This window comes from Paraburkholderia terrae, from assembly GCF_002902925.1.
Lineage (GTDB): Bacteria > Pseudomonadota > Gammaproteobacteria > Burkholderiales > Burkholderiaceae > Paraburkholderia > Paraburkholderia terrae.
Window position 1 is genome coordinate 25,142 of record NZ_CP026111.1, and the last position, 20,925, is coordinate 46,066.

The following is a 20,925-nucleotide window of genomic DNA, read 5'->3' on the forward strand; positions in this document are numbered from 1 at the left end:
AAACGGAGACAGCTCGATGAATCATCCCGCATTTGCAGGCCATTCGACCCTCGAAGCGCCTGCCTGGGTCAAACATCAAAAACTGATCGAGTGGGTGCAGCGCGTGGCCGCGCTGGCAAAACCGGAACGGATCGTCTGGTGCGATGGTTCGCAGGAGGAATACGACCGTCTGAGCGCGCAGATGGTCGCAGCGGGCACCCTCAAGAAGCTCAACGCGGCCAAACGGCCCAATTCGTATCTTGCGTGGTCCGATCCGTCCGATGTCGCGCGTGTCGAGGATCGCACGTTCATCTGCTCCCAGCACAGCGAGGACGCCGGGCCGACCAACAACTGGATCGCACCCGCCGAAATGCGCGCGACGCTCGACGGTCTCTTCGACGGCGCAATGCGCGGCCGCACGATGTACGTCGTGCCGTTCTCGATGGGCCCGCTCGGTTCGCCGATCGCGCATATCGGCGTCGAGTTGAGCGATAGCCCGTACGTCGTCACGAATATGCGGATCATGACGCGCATGGGCCGCAAAGTGTACGACGTGCTCGGCGAGGACGGCGCGTTCGTCCCGTGCGTGCATTCCGTCGGCGCGCCGCTCGCGGCGGGCCAGAAAGACGTCGCGTGGCCGTGCAACGATACGAAGTACATCGTCCATTTCCCCGAATCACGCGAAATCTGGAGCTACGGCTCGGGCTACGGCGGCAACGCGCTGCTCGGCAAGAAGTGCTTCGCTCTTCGCATCGCATCGACGATGGGCCGCGACGAAGGCTGGCTCGCCGAGCACATGCTGGTGCTCGGCGTTACGTCGCCGGAAGGCAAGAAGCATCACGTCGCGGCCGCGTTCCCGTCGGCGTGCGGCAAGACCAACTTCGCGATGCTGATCCCGCCGCAAGGCATGAACGGCTGGAAGATCACGACGATCGGCGACGACATCGCGTGGATCAAGCCGGGCAAGGACGGGCGACTCTACGCGATCAATCCGGAGGCGGGCTATTTCGGCGTCGCGCCAGGCACGAGCGAAAAGACCAACTTCAACGCGATGGCGACGCTGAAGGAAAACGTGATCTTCACGAACGTCGCGCTGACGGACGACGGCGACGTCTGGTGGGAAGGCATGACCGACGAGCCGCCCGCGCATCTGATCGACTGGCAGGGCAAGGACTGGACGCCCGCGATCGCAAAGGAAACGGGGCGCAAGGCAGCGCACCCGAACGCGCGCTTCACGGCGCCCGCTTCGCAATGCCCGTCAATCGACGCCGATTGGGAGAATCCGGCTGGCGTGCCGATCGACGCGTTCGTCTTTGGCGGCCGCCGCTCGACGACCGTGCCGCTCGTGACGGAAGCGCGCGACTGGGTCGAGGGCGTCTACATGGCCGCGACGATGGGCTCGGAAACGACGGCTGCCGCAGCCGGCCAGCAGGGCGTCGTGCGGCGCGATCCGTTCGCGATGCTGCCGTTCTGCGGCTACAACATGAGCGACTACTTTGGCCACTGGCTAAAGACGGGCGCGAAGCTGGAGCAGTTGAACGCGCGCACGCCGAAGATTTTCTGCGTCAACTGGTTCCGCAAGGGCGACGACGGCAAGTTCGTGTGGCCGGGTTTCGGTGAAAACATGCGCGTGCTGCTCTGGATGATCGGCCGGATCGAAGGCAAGTCGCAGGGCGAGGAACATGCATTTGGGGTCTCGCCGCGCTACGAAGATATCGACTGGAGCGGGCTCGACTTCACCCGCGAACAGTTCGAGCAGGTAATTTCCGTCGATGATGCCGCGTGGCGCAAGGAACTCGCATTGCATAGCGAATTGTTCGACACGTTGAAGCAAGGCCTGCCTGCCGCACTGCAAGATACGCGGAACGCGCTGGAGAAGAAGCTGGCCGCGTGATGTTGTGAGCGTTCACTAACGAATGACGAAGCCGCCTCCGGGCGGCTTTTTCGTCATTTCTGCCATTTTGGTGTCACCTTTCGACCCCATTTCTACCACCGACGCGTCGCTTTCGCTGTTCGAGCTACCGATGCGATTCCGACGCGATGCAGCAAATTGTTTCAACAATGGGAACAATAGGCTACGTGCTATTCCGTCCCTTAAGATATTGACTCAAATTTTCATAAAATTTCTGCTTTCTTAGGCAACTTCTGCAGGATTTCCCTAGTCGTAGGAAAATCCCAAATGTGCTTCCTGTTCGCGGGGGAGCGGTAATACGGCAGGAGTTGTCCATGGATCATTTGCAGTCGATGCGAGTTTTCGTCAAAGTGGCGGATCTCGGAAGTTTCGCCCGCGCGGCTAGCGCGATGGATATTTCAAACGCAGTCGCCACCCGTCACGTTGCCGATCTGGAAGGTCGCCTCGGTACCCGACTGCTCAACCGCACCACACGTAGTCTCTCGCTGACCGAATCCGGTCAGGTTTATCTGGAACGCGCCCGGCAGATTCTCGACGAGCTCGAAGACGTCGAGCAAATGGTCGTCGCGCGCAACCACGAGCCCGTCGGCACGCTACGCATCGTCGCGCCAGTCGTGTTCGGTCTGCATAACCTTGCGCCCGTGCTTCAGACGTACGCCGAGCGCTATCCAAAGGTGATTCCCGATGTGACGCTGGTCGACCGTCAGGTCGATCTCGTCGAAGAAGGCTTTGACGTCGGCGTCGTGATCGCGCGGCATATGCGCAGCGCGAGCATCGTCACGCGGCGGCTTACGACGGGCTGTATGACCGTCTGCGCGACTCCTGCGTATCTGGAGAAGCACGGCACGCCGACGCGGCCTGAGCAGCTTCTGGAGCATCCCTGCCTGTCGTTGCCGTCCGAATACTGGGGTGACGAGCGCGTGTTCACTGGTCCGGACGGCGAAGTGCGCGTGCGTCCGACGAACGTGATCGTCGCGAACAATACGGAAATGCTGCGTCAGTTCGCTTTGCTCGGTATGGGCATCGCGATCCTGCCGAGCTATCTGATCGGGCGCGACACGACGCGCGGCAAGCTGGTGCGGCTTCTGAGCGACTACCGTTTGCCGCAGGTCGAGATCAACATCGCGTATCCGAGCCGTCGGCATTTGCCGGCAAAGGTCCGCACGTTTATCGATCACCTCGTCGAGCATTTCAACCAGACGCCGAACAGCAAGCTGGGCGAACAATGGGTGAAGGACGGCGTGGAGCGCGCGCCGTCGATGCTCGAATCGACGGCTGTGTCGATGCCGCCAGAAGCGTTCGACGGGGCCGAGCCGCTGTCGAGCCTGCTGGATGGCGAGATCCCGGCCAAGCCGGCGACGCGCACGCTGAACCGTTCACGCGGCATCGTTTCGCCGACGCATTGAGGCGCACTCCGCGGCGTTCCGGATAGACGATAAAAAAGCGCAGTCACCGTCAAAGGTGACTGCGCTTTTTGCTGCGCGCTTGCTCGCGTACGTGTGTGGCTGCGCGCGTCAGACGGCGCGTGCCGAACAGGCTTTACGAACCCGTCTTGCGCGCTGCGGTTTTCGCCGCTGTCGTCTTGGTAGCCGCTTTCTTCGCAGGCGCTTTCTTGGCAGCAGCCGTCTTCGCTGCAACCTTCTTCGCCGGTGCTTCGTTCGCTGCCTCGTCGTTTGCCGACTCGGGCGCCGCCTTGGCTGCGGACTTCGCGGCCGTCTTCTTGGCCGCGCCTTCCTTCGGCTCCTTCTTTTCGAACTCGAAGCCGATCTTGCCGTCGCTCTGCTTGACGAGGAATGCCTTGAAGTTGCGGCCCGTGCGCGACGACTTGAAGTTCGTCAGCAGGTCGGTGCGCCCGTTCTCCAGCAAATTCGCCATCTGCTCGCGGGCGATTTCCTGTTGCAGGATCACCTTGCCCGAGCGGAAGTCGCACGTCTTCGGATTCGCGACCGAGTTCTCGCAGACATAGCTCATGCCGTGCTCGAACACCTTGCCGCCGCACTTCGGACATGCGCCGACAGGCGTTTGCTCGGAGAAGTCCGGCGCCTCGCCGTCTTCGCCGCCCTGATCCTGACCGAAGTCGAACTCGAGTTTGTAGTTCTTCGTCTCGTCGTCGAACGAGAGCTTGAGGATCGCCGAAAACGGGCGACCCATCTTGCTGCGGAAACCGGAAAGCGGACCGATTTGCTTCTTCTGCATAAGCTCTTCGACTTCCTCGATTTCGAACTGCCGGCCGCCCGGAATCTTCGAGATCGAGAACTCGCACTTCGTGCAGGCGAAGCGCCGGTAGTTTTCCTTCACCTGGCCGCCGCAGTTGGGGCAGGGCGTTTGCAGCGTCGCGTAGTCGCCGGGAATCGTGTCGGAGTCGTACTCCTTCGCGCGCTTCACGATGGTCTGCGTCATGCGGGCGATTTCCTGCATGAACGCATCGCGCTGCAGCTTGCCGCGCTCCATCTGCGACAGCTTGTATTCCCATTCGCCCGTCAGTTCCGGCGCGGTCAGTTCCTTCACGTCGAGGCCGCGCAGCAGCGTCATCAGCTGGAATGCCTTCGCGGTCGGAATCAGTTCGCGGCCTTCGCGGACCAGATACTTTTCGCCGAGCAGACCTTCGATGATGGCCGCGCGCGTTGCCGGCGTGCCGAGACCCTTTGCGGCCATTGCCTCGCGCAGTTCGTCGTCTTCGACGAGCTTGCCCGCGCCTTCCATCGCCGACAGCAGCGTCGCTTCGTTGTAGCGTGCGGGCGGCTTCGTCACGAGTTGCTGCGCGGCGATCTTGTCCGTCTTGACCTTCTCGCCCTTCTGAACGGGGACGAGATTCGCGTCCTCGCCGGCCGTCTCGCGGCCATAGATCTGCAGCCAGCCCGGCTCGACGAGCACCTTGCCTTCGGTCTTGAAATGATGGCCGACGACTTCCGTAATACGCGTGGTAACGCGGAACTCGGCAGCCGGGAAGAACACCGCGAGGAAGCGCTTGACGACGAGGTCGTACAGCTTCTGCTCGGGTTCGGAGAGCGCTTTCGGCGCCTGCAGTGTCGGGATGATTGCGAAGTGATCGCTGATCTTCGAATTGTCGAAGATGCGCTTGTTCGGCTTCACCCAGCCCTTGTCGAGCACCTGTTTCGCGTACGGGAGATAGTTGTTGCTCTCCTTGAGCATCTCCAGCGTGTGCTTGACCGTCTCCTGGTAGTCTTCCGGCAGCGCGCGCGCGTCGGTACGGGGATAGGTCAGCACCTTGTGCTTTTCGTACAGCGCCTGGGCGAGCCCGAGCGTGTTCTTGGCCGAAAAGCCGAAACGTCCGTTGGCTTCGCGCTGCAGACTGGTGAGGTCGAAGAGCGCAGGCGACAGTTGCGTCGTCGGCTTCGATTCTTCCGTCACGATGCCCGTCTGGCCGCGACAGGCGGCGACGATCGTTTCGGCAGCCGGCAGGCTCCAGAGGCGCGAATCGCGCTTTTCCGGATCGAACTCGTCTTTCTTGAACTTCGGGTCGTACCAGCGGCCTTCGTAGAAGCCCGCCGCGCAGACGAATTCCGCCTTCACTTCCCAATAGTCGCGCGGCACGAAGCGGCGAATCTTCTCTTCGCGCTCGACGACGATCGACAGCGTCGGCGTCTGCACTCGGCCGACGGTGGTCAGGAAGAAGCCGCCGCCCTTGCTGTTGAACGCGGTCATCGCGCGCGTGCCGTTGATGCCGACCAGCCAGTCCGCTTCCGAGCGGCAGCGCGCGGCATCCGCGAGCGGCTGCATGTCGTTGTCGCTGCGCAGTTGCGCGAAGCCGTCGCGGATCGCGGCGGGCGTCATCGATTGCAGCCACAGGCGCTGCACCGGCTGCTTCGCTTTTGCGTGCTGCGCGATCAGGCGGAAAATGAGCTCGCCCTCGCGCCCCGCGTCACATGCGTTGATCAGGCGATCGACGTCTTTGCGCTTGATCAGCCGGTTCAGGACTTTCAGCCGCGACTCGCTTTTCGCGATTGGATGCAGATCGAAATGCGGCGGAATAACGGGGAGATTGGCGAAACTCCATTTTCCCCGTTTGACTTCATATTCTTCCGGCGCAGCGATCTCCACGAGATGGCCGACCGCCGACGAAAGGACGAAATCGTCGTTTTCGAAGTACTCGTCATGCTTGGTAAAACCGCCCAAAGCCCGCGCGATGTCGTTCGCGACGGATGGCTTTTCGGCGATGATCAGTGCTTTGGACATGACTGAAAATAAATTGGTGGATTCGGGCCGGGACCTCGGGTTTTCCAACCCGGGTTTGGCACCCATTAACGACCGCTTTATAGCACACGCCGCCGCAACGGCAACCGGTGGGCCCAAAAAAGCGGGTCATCTTAATTGCGCCCAGATCAATTGGGCAAGCGCGTGACAGGCGCTACAGAGGGCGGTTTCGCGTCGATCGCGAGCCGGTTTTCCCGTGTCGCGCAACGATTTTTGCAAATGCCCTGTGCTGCGCTCACCCGTATTTTTAAAAACGGGGCCGGGACAATCCCGGTGTTTCACAGACGTTTCAGGCTTCGAGCAGAGCCGGGCGCATTTTCGGCGCGCCTTTGACGCCTGGCAGCGCGGTCAGATCGACCAGCATCCGCTCGACAATCGACGCCTGCGGCAAGACCGTTCCGAAAAAACGGGTAGTCACGCTGTCTTCTATAAGAATTGTGGGGAAATTCTCAACGTCAAGGTCGTCGAAACGGTCGGCGTGAGTCTCGATATCGATCCATGCGAAGCAGATATCCGGATGCCTGTCCGCGAGCGTGTCAAAGGCGGTGCGGTACTCGCGGCAGGTCCCGCACCATTCCGCACACAAACACGCAACGAAAAGCGTCTCGCTGTCGTTCACGAGCTCGGCGATCCGTTTCGCGTCGGTGTCCAGGTTCAGCGCGGGCATGGCGGTTTCCTTCGGTATTGCATGGGTTATTTGGCGCGAATGTAGCACGAGGCGTCACCCGTTGCGCGCCGCGCGGACGTACCGGCCGCCGGGTAGCGCACAGAGTTCGCCCGCCAGTTCGAGCCGCAGGAGCGTGCTTTGCAGCAGCGTGTCGTCCATGTCGGTGCGTTCGGCCAGGATTTCAAGCGTGGCGGGCGCGTGGCCGAGCGCGTCGAGCAGGCGTCTGGCTTCCGCTGGCACTGGCGTCCCGCTTTCTGGCAGGGTTTCGTCCTCTGCGGGAGACGGCTTCGCGACTGCCCGGAGCGGTGGCGGCTGCACCGGAGCGGGCGGCGGCGGAGCGGCAAACCCAAGCTCTTCAAGCACCTCTTCCGGCGTTTCGACGAGTTTCGCGCCCTGTTTGATCATCCGATGGCAGCCGCGCGCGAGCGGCGCGTGGATGGAACCCGGAATCGCGAACACGTCGCGCCCCATCTCGTTCGCGAACCGTGCCGTAATCAGCGAGCCGGAGCGCATCGCCGCCTCGACGACCAGCACGCCGCCGACGAGCCCCGCGATCAGCCGGTTACGCTGCGGAAAATTGGCGGACCGGGCGGGCGTGCCGAGCGGCCATTCCGACACGAGCGCGCCGTGTCCGGCAATCTGGTGCGCGAGAGCGTGATGCGAGCTGGGGTAGACGAGGTCCGCGCCCGTGCCGATGACGGCGACCGTGCTGCCACGCCCTTGAAGCGCGCCGCGGTGCGCCGCGCCATCGACGCCCGACGCAAGCCCCGACACCACGGTCAACCCCGCGTCCGAAAAGGCGCGGGCGAAGCGGGTCGCGTCTTCGATACCCTGCGGCGTCGCGCTGCGGCTTCCGACTACGGCGATACTGCGCGCGTGCAGCAGTTCGACCCGACCCTTTACATATAGCAGCGGCGGCGGATCGGGCATGGTCAGCAAGAGAGGCGGATAAGCGGGATCGTCGAGCGTGACGAGCGCGTTTCCGGGTGACTCGCGCCACGCCCGCACCGCGTCGAGCTGCGCGGGAAAGTCCGCGGACGGCGGCGCGAGCGCGGCTCGGGCGGTGGCTTCATCGATGACTTCGGCGAGTGCCGCGAATGTCTGCGATAGCACGGCTTCGGGTAGCCCGAAGGCTGCGAGCAAACGGCGAAGGGCGGTCGGGTTCAGACCCGGCGCCGTCGAAAGCCGCAACCAGGCGGCGAGTTCCTGGTCTGTCAGGGGAAGCGTCTGCATGACTGGCGTCCTCGCGCACGGCAACCGGCCTTTCAGTCGCCATGCTAAAATTTTCATCATCCGAAATATTCCGAAACCACTGCTGCGCCGCGCCCGCGCGAGCCTGCGGACATGCGCTCGAACGTCGAACTGGCGTTGAATCAACACGGTTCGGCCACTATCTATCCTGTGCGTGTCGCGCCTTGCGAACAACCTGGCCGAATGGCCAATCGCGCGACTTGTTCAACCGCGTCGGCGCCCAATCAATTTCAGGACCATGGCTTTACTTAACATCCTCAACTACCCGGACAAGCGTCTGCACAAGGTCGCGAAGCCGGTTGAAAAGGTCAATGACCGTATCCGCAAGCTCGTCGCCGACATGGCCGAGACGATGTACGCCGCGCCCGGCGTGGGCCTCGCCGCGACGCAGGTGGACGTGCATGAGCGCGTGATCGTGATCGACGTATCCGATGCGCACGACGAACTGCGCGCGTTCATCAACCCCGAGATCATCTGGTCGAGCGACGAGAGAAAGATCCACGAAGAAGGCTGTCTCTCCGTGCCGGGCATCTATGACAACGTCGAGCGCGCCGAGCAGGTGCGCGTGCGCGCGCTGAACGAGAAGGGCGAAACGTTCGAACTGGATTGCGAAGGGTTGCTCGCCGTCTGCATCCAGCATGAAATGGATCACCTGATGGGCAAGGTGTTCGTCGAGTATCTGTCGCCGCTCAAGCAGACGCGTATCAAGAGCAAGATGAAAAAGCTCGCGCACGCGATGTAACGCGCTTTCCGACCGCTTCCGCTATCAGCACATGAGTCATTCGTTGCGCGTCATCTTCGCCGGCACGCCGGAATTCGCCGCCGCGGCACTCGCCGCGATCCACGAGGCCGGTTTTCCCGTGCCGCTTATCCTGACCCAGCCGGACCGGCCGGCGGGCCGCGGCATGAAATTGCAGGCAAGCCCGGTCAAGCGTTACGCGCAGGAGCACGGCATCGAGGTCGCGCAGCCGCCTTCGCTGCGCCGTAACGGCAAATTCCCGGCGGAAGCCGCGGCCGCCATCGACCAGCTGCGCGCCACCCCACACGACGTCATGGTCGTGGCCGCCTACGGCCTGCTGCTGCCGCAGGAAGTGCTCGACATCGCACCGCACGGCTGCATCAACATTCACGCTTCGCTGCTGCCGCGCTGGCGCGGCGCGGCGCCGATTCACCGCGCAATCGAAGCGGGCGACGCCGAAACGGGCATCACGCTGATGCAGATGGACGCGGGCCTCGACACGGGCGCGATGATTTCCGAAGTCCGCACTCCGATCCACGACACCGACACAACAGCGACGCTGCACGACCGTCTCGCCGAAACGGGCGCGAAGCTGATCGTCGACGCGCTGATCGAACTGGAGCGCAGCGGCAAGCTCGGCGCGACGCCACAGCCCGCCGACGGCGCTACCTACGCCGAAAAAATCGGCAAGCAGGAAGCGGCGCTGGACTTTCGACGGCCGGCGGTCGAGCTCGCGCGCCAGGTTCGCGCGTTCGACCCGTTCCCCGGCGGCGCGGCGACGCTCGACGGCTCAGTGCTGAAAATCTGGTCCGCCATGTCGATTGACGCTCCGCGCCAGGCCGAACCTGGCACGATCGTCGAGATTTCGCCCGAAGGCGTCGTCGTGGCATGCGGCGACGGCGCGTTGCGCATCACGCAACTGCAGAAACCGGGCGGCAAACGCCTGCCGGTGCGCGATTTCCTTGCCGGTTCGACGCTCGCCACGGGCCAGCGGTTCGACCTCACGCAATCACAGTAACGGCGCGTGTTCCGTCGCACCATCTGCCGTTCGGCCAGGGCGCGCCGCGTTCGTGCGGCGCGTTAAAATCTTCGGTGCAACTCTGCCTGAAGAGGATTTCATGTTCGGCATCACCCATTTCGAGTTTTTCGTCGTCGCTGTCTTTCTGCTCAACGTCACGCCCGGGCCCGACACGGCCTATATCGTCGGCCGAAGCGTCGCGCAGGGGCGCGGCGCGGGGCTGATGTCGGCGCTCGGCATCTCGGCCGGTTGCTGCGTCCATTCGCTCGCGTGCGCATTCGGGCTGACCGCGCTGCTGGCCGCCTCGGCCACGGCTTTCACCGTGATCAAGTTCGTCGGCGCGATCTATCTCGTGTATCTCGGCGTGCGCCTCCTTCTGGTCAAGCCCGAAGCAGGTCAGGCCACGGGTGAAACGCGCGCGCCCGGCGCGCCGAAGTCGTTGCGCCAGCTTTTCATGCAGGGTTTCTGGACCAATGTGCTGAATCCGAAGGTCGTGCTGTTCTTCGTGTCGTTTTTCCCGCAGTTCGTGTCCGCCGACAGCAACAACAAGATCCTGGCGTTCCTCACCCTCGGCGTCGTGTTCGTCGTGATGAGCATGGCGTGGAACAGCTTTGTCGCGTGGGTTGCGGGCAGCGTCACGCGCCGGTTCTCCGGCAAGCCCGGCGTCAAGAAGTGGCTGGACCGCACTGTCGGCAGCGCATTTGTCGGGCTTGGAATCAGACTCGCCACGGCAACGCGGTGATTGAATTTTTCGCGCTCGCCCATATCTAACAAATTGCTTACAATCATTCGCCGCGAACAGGCGGCACGGATATAGAACCGCGTGGCGGGCAAGGAGTCTTTGAAATGTTCAACTGGGTGAAAACCGCGATGCTGATGGCCGCGATCACGGCACTCTTCATCGTGATCGGCGGCATGATCGGCGGCCAGCGCGGCATGATGCTCGCGTTGCTGATCGCGCTCGGGATGAATTTCTTCTCGTACTGGTTTTCGGACAAGATGGTCCTGCGCATGTACAACGCGCAGGAAGTCGACGAAACGAGCGCGCCGCAGTTCTACCGGATGGTGCGCGAACTTTCGACGCGCGCCAATCTGCCGATGCCGCGCGTCTACCTGATCGATGAAGACCAGCCGAATGCCTTCGCAACGGGCCGCAATCCGGAACACGCGGCCGTCGCCGCGACGACAGGCATTCTGCGCGTGCTGTCTGAGCGCGAAATGCGCGGCGTGATGGCGCACGAACTGGCGCACGTGAAGCACCGCGACATTCTGATCTCGACTATTTCGGCGACGATGGCGGGCGCGATTTCGGCGCTCGCGAACTTCGCGATGTTCTTCGGCGGGCGTGACGAGAACGGCCGTCCGTCGAATCCGATCGCGAGTATCGCCGTCGCACTGCTTGCGCCTATCGCGGGCGCGCTGATCCAGATGGCGATTTCCCGCGCGCGTGAATTCGAAGCGGACCGTGGCGGCGCGCAGATTTCGGGCGACCCGCAGGCACTTGCGTCGGCGCTGGACAAGATTCATCGCTACGCGAACGGCATCCCGTTCCCGACGGCCGAGGCACACCCGGCCACCGCCCAGATGATGATCATGAATCCGCTGTCGGGCGGCGGCATCGCGAACCTGTTTTCGACGCACCCGGCCACGGAGGAGCGCATTGCGCGTCTGATGGAGATGGCGCGCACGGGACGTTTCGACTAAGCGGGCAGGTCGGCTTCGGCCGGACTTTCGCGGCAGCATCGCAAAGGGGCGAGTTCAACTCGCCCCTTTTTCCTTTCAAATTCGAATCGCACGGCCTTGTGCCGCCGGCCCTCGACCCGTGTCACGCTACAATGTGGCGTTTGCGCGACACTGTCCATGCGCGCCCGTTTTTCGCCTCTTAATGACCCGAAAGCCTTCCAAGCCTGCTTCGCCGCAGCGTTCGCGCGACTCCCGTCTGACGGCGCTGCATCTGGCACCCGAGTCCCTCGGCTTCGCGCTCGACTCTGCGGCGCAAGCCATTGGCGCCGTGCGCCAGGGCGCGGCGCTGCCGGCCGCATTGCAGTCGATCTTCATGTCGTTGCCGGAAAGCGTCGCGACGGCGTCGCGCGGCGCCGTGCAGGACATCGCATACCGGACGATGCGCCGACTCGGCACAGCCGAATGGCTGGTCGCGAAACTCGTGCGCAAGGCACCGCCTCCGCATATCGCGCATGTGCTGGCGTGCGCGCTCGCATTGCTGGCCGATGAAGAGAGCGATGCAGCCTACGCGCCTTTCACGGTCGTCGATCAGGCCGTGGAAGCGATTGGCGCGCGGCGCGAGATCGCGTTCGCGAAAGGGCTGGTCAACGCAGTCCTGCGCAACTTCTTGCGCGAGCGCGAGGCGTTGCTGGCCGATGCACAGAACAACGCTGTCGCTCACTGGAATTACCCAGTCTGGTGGATCGACGCCGTACGCAACGCATGGCCCGACGCATGGCAGGACATGCTTGCCGCGGGCAACAGCCAGGGTCCGCTGACGCTGCGCGTGAACGCGCGCCGCTCCACCGTCGATGCATACCTGCAAACGTTGCGCGAGCATCAGACCGCCGCGACTCAGGTGGGCGACCATGCCGTGCGTCTCGACACGCCGATGCCCGTCGATCGCATTCCCGGTTTCAGCGAAGGCGTTGTCTCCGTGCAGGACGCCGGTGCGCAACTGGCCGCGCAGTTGCTCGGCGTGCGCGACGGCATGCGCGTGCTGGATGCATGCGCGGCACCTGGCGGCAAGACGGGCCATCTGCTCGAACTCGCCGATATCGATCTGATCGCGCTCGAAAGCGACGCGACGCGCGCACGACGCATCGGCGAAAACCTGCAGCGTTTGGGTTTGGACGCGCATGTGCGGGTCGGTGATGCGGGCAATCCCGCGCAATGGCACCACGCCGCCGATCAACCCTTCGATCGCATTCTCGCCGACGTGCCCTGCTCGGCTTCGGGCATCGTGCGCCGTCATCCGGACATTCGCTGGCTGCGCCGCGCGTCGGACATTCCCGCGCTCGTCGAAGAACAGCGCCGCATTCTCGAAGCGCTGTGGCCGCTTGTCAAAACGGGCGGCGAGTTGTTGTACGTTACCTGCTCGATCTTTCCCGAAGAAGGCGAGTTGCAGGCTCAGTGGTTTGGAAACCAGCACGCGGATGCGGTACGATTGGACGCGCCGGGGCAACTGCTCCCAGCAGTCGCCCGCGCGCCCGCCGACGTATCGGCTGGCTCCCGCGCCGGACAAAGCACTGGTTCGAGCTTAGACCACGACGGATTCTTCTACGCGCGCTTTCAGAAACGGTGATCATCAAACGCTTTCTTCCGCTTCGGCTCGTGGCCGCGCTCTGGATTGCGCTGGCCCTTTGCCTCACGGCAGCCGGGCCGGCGCGAGCCGAATCGATCGCCGTGCAGCGTGCGTCTCTGCAATCCGACGGCAGCGGCTGGAGCCTCGATGCGCGTTTCGAGTTCGAGTTGAACAGCAATCTCGAAGACGCCGTCAACAAAGGCATACCGGTTTACTTCACGACGGACTTCGAACTGAGCCGACCACGCTGGTACTGGTTCGACGAACAGCCGGTGAGCGTCTCGCAAAGCATCCGGCTTTCTTTCCAGCCGCTCACGCGCGAGTACCGTGTATCGACGGGCGGTCTGCAGCTCGGCTTCGCGTCGCTGAACGAGGCGCTGTCCGTGATCAAGCATGTCACGTCATGGCATGTGATCGATCGCAATCAGGTTCATCCGGGAGAAACGTACACTGCATCGGTGCGCATGCAGCTCGATATCGCATTGATGCCCAAGCCGTTCCAGATCGACGCGGTCAACAACCGCGACTGGAACCTCGCTTCCGACTGGAAGCGCTTTACCTTCACGGTGACCGAACGTGCTAAATAAAGTACGCCGCGCCACCAGTGTCGGCAGCCTCGTCCTGCGGGTGCTGGTGTCGACGGTGGCCGTCACGGCCGTCCTGCTGCTCGTGCTGCTCGCAACCGCGAGTGCGAATACTGAGTTCTTCGATCGCTACTACGGCTGGCTCTACGCGGCCAACGTGGTTGTCGCGCTGATCTTCATGCTGATCGTCGCGGTGCTCGTCGTCATCATCGTCACGCGATTGCGCAAGGGCAAGTTCGGCACGCGGCTGCTGGCGAAGCTCGCGTTCTTCTTCGCGCTGGTCGGCGTCGTGCCGGGCGGCATCATCTACATCGTGTCGTATCAGTTCGTGTCGCGCAGTATCGAGTCGTGGTTCGATGTGAATGTCGAAACCGCGTTGACCTCCGGGCTGAATCTCGGACGCGGCATGCTCGACGCGTCGCTGTCCGATCTGCAAACCAAAGGCCGCCTGATGGCCGAGCAGCTCGCGAGCGCGGATTCCGCCGGCACGACGCTCACGCTGTTGCGTTTGCGCGATCAGTTCGGCGTGCAGGATGCGACGATCGTCGAGCCGTCGCGCAGTATGTCGGGCCCGACGCCTGAGATGCACGTGGTCGCGCAGGCGACCAGCAATTACGCGTCGCTGGTGCCGAGCGATCTGCCCACGCCGATCATGATCGAGCAGGCGCGTGGCCGCGGCTTTGCGTCGATCGAAGGCGAAGTGGATGGCGATCCGAAGGCGCGCGGCGCGAAGGGCGCATTGCGTCTGCGTATCGTGCAGCGCATTCCCGATGCCAACGCCTCGCAGTTGCAGCCGACCGAGCGCTTCCTGCAACTCACGCAGCCCGTGTCGCAATCATTGGCGCGCAACGCGGATGCCGTGCAGCGCGCGTATCGCGAATATCAGGAGAAAGCGATCGGGCGCACGGGCTTGCGCAAGATGTATATCGGCACGCTGACGCTCGCGCTGTTCCTCGCGACCTTCATCGCGATGATGCTGGCGCTCGCACTCGGCAATCAGCTCGCGCGGCCGCTGTTCCTGCTCGCGCAGGGCACGAAGGAAGTGACGGAAGGCGACTACACGCCAAAGCGCGAGATCAAGTCGCGCGATGAGCTCGGCTTCCTCACGCAGTCGTTCAACGCGATGACACGGCAGTTGTCTGAAGCACGCGCAGCCGTCGAAGCGAACCGCGTTGCGCTCGAACATTCGAAGGCGTACCTCGAAAGCATTCTTGCGAACCTGACAGCGGGCGTGTTCGTGTTCGACCGGCAGTTCCGCCTGACCACGGCCAATCGCGGCGCGGAACGTATCTTCGGTCAGCCGTTCGCGTCGCTGTTCGGTTCGTCGCTGGATCGCATCAGCGTGTTGAGCGAATTCGGCGCGATGGTGCGCAAGGCGTTCGCGGATCTCGAAGCGGCAGGTGGCGGCGATCAGGACGACACCGGACACTGGCAGCAGCAGATGTCGCTGCAGGTTCCGGGCGAATCCGATCCGCTGACGCTGCTCGTGCGCGGCGCGCGGCTGGTGTCGGCGGCGGGCAGCGACAGTGACGATGAAGAGACGTCCGGCTACGTTGTCGTGTTCGACGATATTTCCGACGTGATCTCCGCGCAGCGTTCGATCGCATGGGGCGAAGTCGCGCGGCGTCTCGCGCACGAGATCAAGAATCCTCTTACGCCGATCCAGCTTTCGGCGGAGCGCTTGCAGATGAAGCTTACTGACAAGCTCTCGCCATCGGATGCAGACGTATTGAAACGCGGTGCCACTACAATCGTGAATCAGGTCGCCGCGATGAAGCAGATGGTCGACGATTTCCGCGACTACGCGCGCACGCCGCCTGCCGTGCTTTCGAATCTGCAATTGAACGAACTGGTCAGCGAAGTGCTGACGCTGTACGGAATCGAAGAAGGCAAGACGCCGATTGTCGTCGAATTGGCGGACTTGCCCGTTATACGTGGTGACGCGACGCAATTGCGTCAGGTGATCCATAACCTGCTGCAGAACGCACAGGACGCTGTCGCCGATATCGGGCAACCGCGTGTGTTGCTCGAGACGAGGACAGTAGAATATGGCGATCCCGATGCAGAGGGCAAAGTGAGCGTCGCGGTGCGATTGACCGTGTCGGACAACGGTCCGGGCTTCTCCGCGCGCATCCTCACGCGCGCGTTCGAACCTTACGTGACGACCAAGGCCAAAGGAACAGGTCTTGGACTCGCCATGGTCAAGAAGATCGTCGATGAACACGGCGCACGAATCGACATTCGCAACCGCCTGAAAGCGGGCGATGTGATCGAAGGCGCGCAAATTTCGATCCTCTTCCTACAACTCGCAGACAACAAGGCTGCGGCGCCTGGAAGCGGGCCGCAGGCGGCGCACGGCAGTGGCGGTGCATCGCAGGGAAAGACAAAAGCAACAGTGCAGACAAGGGCAGCTTAAATGGCAACCATCCTGGTGGTAGATGATGAAATGGGCATCCGGGAATTGCTCTCGGAGATCCTGAGCGACGAAGGGCATGTCGTGGAGGTCGCGGAGAACGCGCAGGAGGCGCGCGACTACCGGCAACGCCAGGCACCCGATCTGGTGCTGCTCGACATCTGGATGCCCGATACCGATGGCGTCACGTTGCTCAAGGAATGGGCCGCGCAAGCGCTACTCACGATGCCCGTCATCATGATGTCGGGTCACGCGACTATCGATACGGCGGTCGAAGCGACCAAGATCGGCGCGCTCAACTTCCTTGAAAAGCCGATCGCGCTGCAGAAGCTGCTGAAGGCCGTCGAGCAGGGACTCGCACGCGGCAGCGCGGCGCCCGCGGCGGGCGGCGTGGCAGCGAAGCCGGCGATGGCGACGAATGCTTCGGCGGTGGCATCGGCGGCTGCGCTGCCGATGATGTCGGCGGACAGTCTTAGCGGCGGCATGCTGTCCGCGCAGACGGCGTCGATTTCATTCGACATTCCGCTGCGCGACGCCCGCGATGCCTTCGAGCGCGCGTACTTCGAGTATCACCTCGCGCGCGAGAACGGCAGCATGACGCGCGTCGCGGAAAAGACGGGGCTCGAGCGGACGCATTTGTATCGCAAGCTCAAGCAGCTGGGCGTCGATCTCGGCAAGAACAAGGGCGAATAAACGCCGCTCAAGTTTTTTTCGGGAGGGGCTTGAGAAAGCGAAAAGTGCTTGCTATACTCTCGCTTCTTCGTTGGCCCGGTAGCTCAGTTGGTAGAGCAGCGGATTGAAAATCCGCGTGTCGGTGGTTCGATTCCGCCCCAGGCCACCAGGATTCAGCCCCAGGAAATCGCAAGATTCCTGGGGCTTTTCCTATTTGCGGGCAAGATGTCGTTCGCTGCGTGGGATGAGCGGTGCAGCGGCCGCGAGCGAGCCTCGGCTGCGCATGATAAAATCCCACTGTATCAAGGACTTGCCACGTGTTCTTCGCAAGTCCTTTTTCGTTTCAGGTCCAAGGCATCGTGTAGCGTGAAACGCTCTGGCGGACGATCAACGGTATAAGCCACAGCAGATTGGCGCGCGAAAGCCGCCGCCTATACTGCTTGAGCCAGTGTCCGTGCCGGCCCGCGCCGAAGGTCTCAAACAGGTCGCGAAGCCGGCGCGCGAGTCGCCGCTTGCGCGCGGCCGCTGGCGCACGCAATCAACCTACACGGAGTTTCACGGTGACCCGTAAAGACGCCAAAAGTAGCGCGCTGGTGCTGTTTTCCGGTGGCCAGGATTCGGCCACGTGTCTCGCCTGGGCGCTGGATCGATATGAAACGGTCGAAACGCTGGGTTTCGACTACGGCCAGCGGCATCGCGTCGAACTCGAATGCCGCGAGGGATTTCGCAGCGCCGTGGCGCGCACGTTCCCCGAGTGGGGTGAGCGGCTCGGCGACGATCACATGATCGATCTGTCAGTGCTCGGCTCCATCAGCGATACCGCGATGACGCGCGAGATCGAGATCCACGCAGCGTCGAACGGTCTGCCGAATACGTTCGTGCCCGGCCGCAACCTGATGTTCATGACGATCGCGGCGGCCATTGCGTATCGTCGCGGATTGCGCGTGCTGGTCGGCGGCATGTGCGAGACGGATTTCTCCGGCTACCCGGATTGCCGCGACGACACGATGAAAGCGCTGCAAGTCGCGCTGAACCTCGGCATGGACAGCCGCTTCGTGCTGGAGACGCCGCTGATGTGGATCGACAAGGCCGACACTTGGCGCCTCGCGCATGAGCTGGGCGGCGAAGAACTGGTCGAGCTGATTCGCGTCGAGACGCACACGTGTTATCTCGGCGAGCGCGCGGAACTGCATGCGTGGGGCTTCGGTTGTGGCGAGTGCCCGGCGTGCCGCTTGCGCAAGCGCGGTTACGAGGCGTATCTAAACGGCGAACAGGTCACGGAACCCGCTTGAGCGGCTTATACAAGCAACAGCACGCGGCACAAGCGCACATCAACAGAGCTTCACGGAGCATCGGGCAGAAAGCAGCATGACGTACGCGGTCAAGGAAATCTTCTACACGTTGCAGGGCGAGGGCGCGAACGCCGGACGTCCGGCCGTGTTTTGCCGGTTCGCCGGATGCAACCTGTGGTCGGGCCGCGAAGAAGATCGCGCCGACGCGGTGTGCCAGTTCTGCGATACCGACTTCGTCGGCACCGACGGCGAGAACGGCGGCAAATTCCGCACGCCCGAAGAACTGGCGGCGAAGATTGCCTCGTTGTGGCCCGAAGGTGAGGGCCAGCGTTTTGTGGTGTGTACGGGCGGCGAGCCGATGCTGCAGATCGACCAGCCGCTCGTCGATGCATTGCACGCACAAGGCTTTGAAATCGCCATCGAAACGAACGGCTCGCTGCCGGTGCTCGACACGATCGACTGGATCTGCGTGAGCCCGAAGGCCGACGCACCGCTCGTGCAGACCAAGGGCAACGAACTGAAAGTAGTCGTGCCGCAAGAAAACCAGCGTCTCGCCGACTATGCGAAGCTCGACTTCGACTATTTTCTCGTCCAGCCGATGGACGGCCCGTCGCGCGATATCAACACGAAGCTCGCCATCGACTGGTGCAAGCGTCATCCACAATGGCGGCTGTCGATGCAGACTCACAAGTACCTGAACATTCCCTGATTTGCCGTGCTGACGATTACACGAAAACTCGAATTCGACGCGGGTCACCGCATTCCCGATCACCGCAGCCAGTGCCGTAATCTGCACGGTCATCGCTATGTGCTCGAAATCACGCTGCAAGGCGATCTCGTCGAAACGGAAGGCGCGCCGGATCGCGGCATGGTGATGGATTTCGCGGACGTGAAGGCGCTCGCGAACGAGCACCTCGTCGACAAGTGGGATCACGCGTTTCTCGTCTATGAAGGCGATACGCAGGTGCGCGGCTTTCTCGAATCGATGGCGGGCCACAAGACGATCGTGCTCGACCGCATTCCGACCGTCGAAAACCTCGCCGCCGTCGCGTTCGACATTCTCGCGAACGTCTACGACGCGCACTATGGCGTCAATCTGCGGCTGCATAAGGTGCGTCTCTATGAGACGCCTAATTGCTGGGCCGACGTTGTCCGCGACTAAACGGGTTATTGTCACGGTATGATCGTTTCGATAACCACACGGAGCGAGACATGCCGGTCACCGCGCTACGCTGCGGGCTCGACGCCCGCCACCATCCTCTAGTTGTTGACGTCGGCCTTTCGGGCCGCGTCGTCTTTTGCTCCAGCCGGATTGCGGCTGCGCCTCGCATCGACGGAGGCGCGCGATGAGCACGTTCACGAATCCCCTCAAGCTGCGTCTCAAGGACCCGGACCCGCTGTTCGGCTTGTGGCTCTCGCTGGGCAGCGATAGCGCGGCGGAAGCGCTCGCGCACGCTGGTTTCGACTGGCTGCTGATCGACATGGAGCATGCGCCCAACGACAGCAGCGACGTCACCGGACAACTGCGCGCGATTGCTGCGGCGCATCTGCCGACCGAGCCCGTCGTGCGTCTGCCCGCCGTCGAGCCGTGGCTCGTCAAGCGCGTGCTCGATGCGGGCGCTCGTACGCTGATGTTTCCGAACATCGAGACGGCCGATGAAGCGGCCCATGCCGTTCGCCTGACGCAATACGCGACAGCCGATGCGCCGGACGGTCTGCGCGGCGTCGCCGGCGCTGTGCGCGCTGCGGCTTATGGCATGCGGCGCGATTATCTGCAGAACGCGAACGCGCAGATCGCGAACATCGTGCAGATCGAATCGCAACACGCGCTCGCGAATCTGGAGCAGATCGCGGCGACGCGAGGTGTCGATTGCCTGTTCGTCGGGCCGGCGGACCTCGCGGCAAGCCTCGGTCATCTCGGCGACTCGAAACACCCTGAAGTGCAGGACGCGATGAAGCATATTCTGGACGTCGCGCATCGTGCGCGTGTCGCGACGGGCATCTTCGCGATGGACGTCGCGAGCGCGCGGCAATACCGGTCGGAAGGCTTTCGCTTCATCGCGCTGGCCGCCGATGTGATGTGGCTGTTGCGCACCACGCGACAGGCACTGCAGGAGGCTCGGTCATGAAGCTGTTGTCGTTACGCGCGATGCGCATTGCAACTCGTGCCATCGTGCTGACCGCTCTGACGGCGGGTGCGGCGGCACACGCGCAGAGTAAGACGCCACCCGCGTCGGATATGGAAACGCAGACGGCCGTCGCCGATTACAACGCAGGCAACTTCACGTCTGCGCTCGCCGAGTTTCGCAAGGCCGCGCAGCGCGGCAGCCGCCTCGCCGAGTTCAACTACGCGATGATGCTGCTCAACGGCGAGGGCGGTCCTGCGAATGTCGAAGAAGGCAAGAAGTGGCTGCGCAAAGCCGCCGACGCGAACATGTCGCACGCGCAATACGTGTACGGCAAGATGTACGACGATGGCGAGTTCGTCGGGCGTGATCCGGCGGAAGCGCATCAATGGTTTCTGAAGGCTGCGCAGCAAGGGCATATCCAGGCCGAGCTGGCGCTGGCGAACCAGTTTCTCGATGGGCGCGGCACCGCACGTGACAACCAGCAGGCGTTCTACTGGTACAAGAAGGCGGCCGAGGGCGGCGACATGACCGCGCAGTACGTGACGGGCTCGTTCTATGAGCGCGGCGGCGATGGCGTGACGCAGAACCTGAACGTCGCGCGGGCCTATTACGCGGCTGCGGCCGCGCAAGGCGACCCGGCGGCGCGGCTCAAGTATCAGCAGCTCAGCACCCAGTTACGCGAATCGCACGAAGCGAAGCCGCAATGAAAAACGGCGCCTGAGAATTTCAGGCGCCGTTTTGTTTTGC

18 protein-coding genes and 1 tRNA gene are annotated in these 20,925 nt (G+C 62.9%); 16 read left to right on the forward strand and 3 right to left on the reverse strand.

Annotation, left to right across the window (positions count from 1 at the left end; translation table 11 throughout):
• Positions 1-16 precede the first annotated feature (16 nt).
• Both C2L65_RS00130 and C2L65_RS00135 read left to right on the forward strand, forming a co-directional pair.
• Positions 17-1,873, forward strand: a complete 1,857-nt coding sequence (locus C2L65_RS00130; protein ID WP_042305032.1) for a phosphoenolpyruvate carboxykinase (GTP) — start codon at positions 17-19, stop codon at positions 1,871-1,873.
• Positions 1,874-2,205: 332 nt separating this feature from the next.
• A complete protein-coding gene (locus tag C2L65_RS00135) occupies positions 2,206-3,297 on the forward strand; it encodes a LysR family transcriptional regulator (protein ID WP_007581949.1) in 1,092 nt (363 codons plus the stop codon).
• A gap of 133 nt (positions 3,298-3,430) precedes the next feature.
• On the opposite strand, the gene C2L65_RS00140 is transcribed toward C2L65_RS00135, so the two are convergent.
• The 3 genes from C2L65_RS00140 to dprA all read right to left on the reverse strand — a co-directional run bounded on the left by C2L65_RS00140 (position 3,431) and on the right by dprA (position 8,006).
• Positions 3,431-6,088 carry a DNA topoisomerase III gene (locus C2L65_RS00140; RefSeq protein ID WP_042305031.1) on the reverse strand — a complete coding sequence of 886 codons (2,658 nt, stop codon included), beginning with the start codon at positions 6,086-6,088 and terminating at the stop codon, positions 3,431-3,433.
• A 307-nt stretch (positions 6,089-6,395) separates the two neighbouring features.
• Entirely contained in the window at positions 6,396-6,773 is a 378-nt protein-coding gene (locus C2L65_RS00145) for a thioredoxin family protein (RefSeq protein WP_042305030.1), read from the reverse strand.
• Between the two features lie 54 nt (positions 6,774-6,827).
• Positions 6,828-8,006: a DNA-processing protein DprA gene (gene dprA, locus C2L65_RS00150; RefSeq protein ID WP_042305029.1), complete on the reverse strand. Its 1,179-nt coding sequence runs from the start codon at positions 8,004-8,006 to the stop codon at positions 6,828-6,830.
• 256 nt (positions 8,007-8,262) lie between these two features.
• Here dprA and def point away from each other — a divergent pair, with 256 nt between their 5' ends.
• The 14 genes from def to C2L65_RS00220 all read left to right on the forward strand — a co-directional run bounded on the left by def (position 8,263) and on the right by C2L65_RS00220 (position 20,885).
• Entirely contained in the window at positions 8,263-8,766 is a 504-nt protein-coding gene (gene def, locus C2L65_RS00155) for a peptide deformylase (RefSeq protein WP_042305028.1), read from the forward strand.
• A gap of 31 nt (positions 8,767-8,797) precedes the next feature.
• Positions 8,798-9,781 (forward strand): methionyl-tRNA formyltransferase, encoded by a 984-nt coding sequence (fmt, locus tag C2L65_RS00160; RefSeq protein ID WP_042305027.1) that lies wholly within the window; start codon positions 8,798-8,800, stop codon positions 9,779-9,781.
• A 100-nt stretch (positions 9,782-9,881) separates the two neighbouring features.
• Entirely contained in the window at positions 9,882-10,523 is a 642-nt protein-coding gene (locus tag C2L65_RS00165) for a LysE family translocator (RefSeq protein WP_042305026.1), read from the forward strand.
• A 104-nt stretch (positions 10,524-10,627) separates the two neighbouring features.
• The gene (htpX, locus tag C2L65_RS00170; RefSeq protein ID WP_042305025.1) at positions 10,628-11,485 is read left to right on the forward strand and encodes a zinc metalloprotease HtpX; all 858 of its coding nucleotides are present in this window, start codon (positions 10,628-10,630) and stop codon (positions 11,483-11,485) included.
• Between the two features lie 181 nt (positions 11,486-11,666).
• Complete coding sequence (rsmB, locus tag C2L65_RS00175) at positions 11,667-13,088, forward strand: 16S rRNA (cytosine(967)-C(5))-methyltransferase RsmB (RefSeq protein ID WP_042305024.1); 1,422 nt, start codon at positions 11,667-11,669, stop codon at positions 13,086-13,088.
• Positions 13,085-13,675, forward strand: a complete 591-nt coding sequence (locus C2L65_RS00180) for a DUF4390 domain-containing protein (RefSeq protein WP_007581966.1) — start codon at positions 13,085-13,087, stop codon at positions 13,673-13,675. The genes rsmB and C2L65_RS00180 overlap by 4 nt, the downstream gene beginning before the upstream one ends.
• Positions 13,665-16,088: a sensor histidine kinase gene (locus C2L65_RS00185; protein ID WP_042305023.1), complete on the forward strand. Its 2,424-nt coding sequence runs from the start codon at positions 13,665-13,667 to the stop codon at positions 16,086-16,088. The genes C2L65_RS00180 and C2L65_RS00185 overlap by 11 nt, the downstream gene beginning before the upstream one ends.
• Positions 16,089-16,778, forward strand: a complete 690-nt coding sequence (gene esaR / locus C2L65_RS00190) for a response regulator transcription factor EsaR (protein ID WP_042305022.1) — start codon at positions 16,089-16,091, stop codon at positions 16,776-16,778.
• A 72-nt stretch (positions 16,779-16,850) separates the two neighbouring features.
• Positions 16,851-16,926: transfer RNA gene (locus tag C2L65_RS00195), tRNA-Phe, on the forward strand.
• 391 nt (positions 16,927-17,317) lie between these two features.
• Positions 17,318-18,049, forward strand: a complete 732-nt coding sequence (gene queC / locus C2L65_RS00200) for a 7-cyano-7-deazaguanine synthase QueC (protein WP_035987203.1) — start codon at positions 17,318-17,320, stop codon at positions 18,047-18,049.
• Between the two features lie 76 nt (positions 18,050-18,125).
• Positions 18,126-18,758, forward strand: coding sequence for a 7-carboxy-7-deazaguanine synthase (queE, locus tag C2L65_RS00205; protein ID WP_042305021.1), 633 nt, complete (start codon positions 18,126-18,128; stop codon positions 18,756-18,758).
• Positions 18,759-18,767: 9 nt separating this feature from the next.
• Positions 18,768-19,211: a 6-carboxytetrahydropterin synthase QueD gene (queD, locus tag C2L65_RS00210; RefSeq protein WP_085954608.1), complete on the forward strand. Its 444-nt coding sequence runs from the start codon at positions 18,768-18,770 to the stop codon at positions 19,209-19,211.
• A gap of 184 nt (positions 19,212-19,395) precedes the next feature.
• Positions 19,396-20,178 (forward strand): HpcH/HpaI aldolase family protein, encoded by a 783-nt coding sequence (locus C2L65_RS00215; RefSeq protein ID WP_042305020.1) that lies wholly within the window; start codon positions 19,396-19,398, stop codon positions 20,176-20,178.
• A complete protein-coding gene (locus tag C2L65_RS00220; RefSeq protein WP_042305019.1) occupies positions 20,175-20,885 on the forward strand; it encodes a tetratricopeptide repeat protein in 711 nt (236 codons plus the stop codon). Before C2L65_RS00215 ends, C2L65_RS00220 begins: the two co-directional genes overlap by 4 nt.
• The last annotated feature ends 40 nt before the right edge of the window (positions 20,886-20,925 follow it).

Bases quoted from the DNA above. Each gene is read 5' to 3' on its own strand.
- C2L65_RS00130 (WP_042305032.1), top strand. From the start codon at position 17: ATGAATCATCCCGCATTTGCAGGCCATTCGACCCTCGAAGCGCCTGCC.
- C2L65_RS00135 (WP_007581949.1), top strand. From the start codon at position 2,206: ATGGATCATTTGCAGTCGATGCGAGTTTTCGTCAAAGTGGCGGATCTC.
- C2L65_RS00140 (WP_042305031.1), bottom strand. From the start codon at position 6,088: ATGTCCAAAGCACTGATCATCGCCGAAAAGCCATCCGTCGCGAACGAC.
- C2L65_RS00145 (WP_042305030.1), bottom strand. From the start codon at position 6,773: ATGCCCGCGCTGAACCTGGACACCGACGCGAAACGGATCGCCGAGCTC.
- dprA (WP_042305029.1), bottom strand. From the start codon at position 8,006: ATGCAGACGCTTCCCCTGACAGACCAGGAACTCGCCGCCTGGTTGCGG.
- def (WP_042305028.1), top strand. From the start codon at position 8,263: ATGGCTTTACTTAACATCCTCAACTACCCGGACAAGCGTCTGCACAAG.
- fmt (WP_042305027.1), top strand. From the start codon at position 8,798: ATGAGTCATTCGTTGCGCGTCATCTTCGCCGGCACGCCGGAATTCGCC.
- C2L65_RS00165 (WP_042305026.1), top strand. From the start codon at position 9,882: ATGTTCGGCATCACCCATTTCGAGTTTTTCGTCGTCGCTGTCTTTCTG.
- htpX (WP_042305025.1), top strand. From the start codon at position 10,628: ATGTTCAACTGGGTGAAAACCGCGATGCTGATGGCCGCGATCACGGCA.
- rsmB (WP_042305024.1), top strand. From the start codon at position 11,667: ATGACCCGAAAGCCTTCCAAGCCTGCTTCGCCGCAGCGTTCGCGCGAC.
- esaR (WP_042305022.1), top strand. From the start codon at position 16,089: ATGGCAACCATCCTGGTGGTAGATGATGAAATGGGCATCCGGGAATTG.
- queE (WP_042305021.1), top strand. From the start codon at position 18,126: ATGACGTACGCGGTCAAGGAAATCTTCTACACGTTGCAGGGCGAGGGC.
- C2L65_RS00215 (WP_042305020.1), top strand. From the start codon at position 19,396: ATGAGCACGTTCACGAATCCCCTCAAGCTGCGTCTCAAGGACCCGGAC.
- C2L65_RS00220 (WP_042305019.1), top strand. From the start codon at position 20,175: ATGAAGCTGTTGTCGTTACGCGCGATGCGCATTGCAACTCGTGCCATC.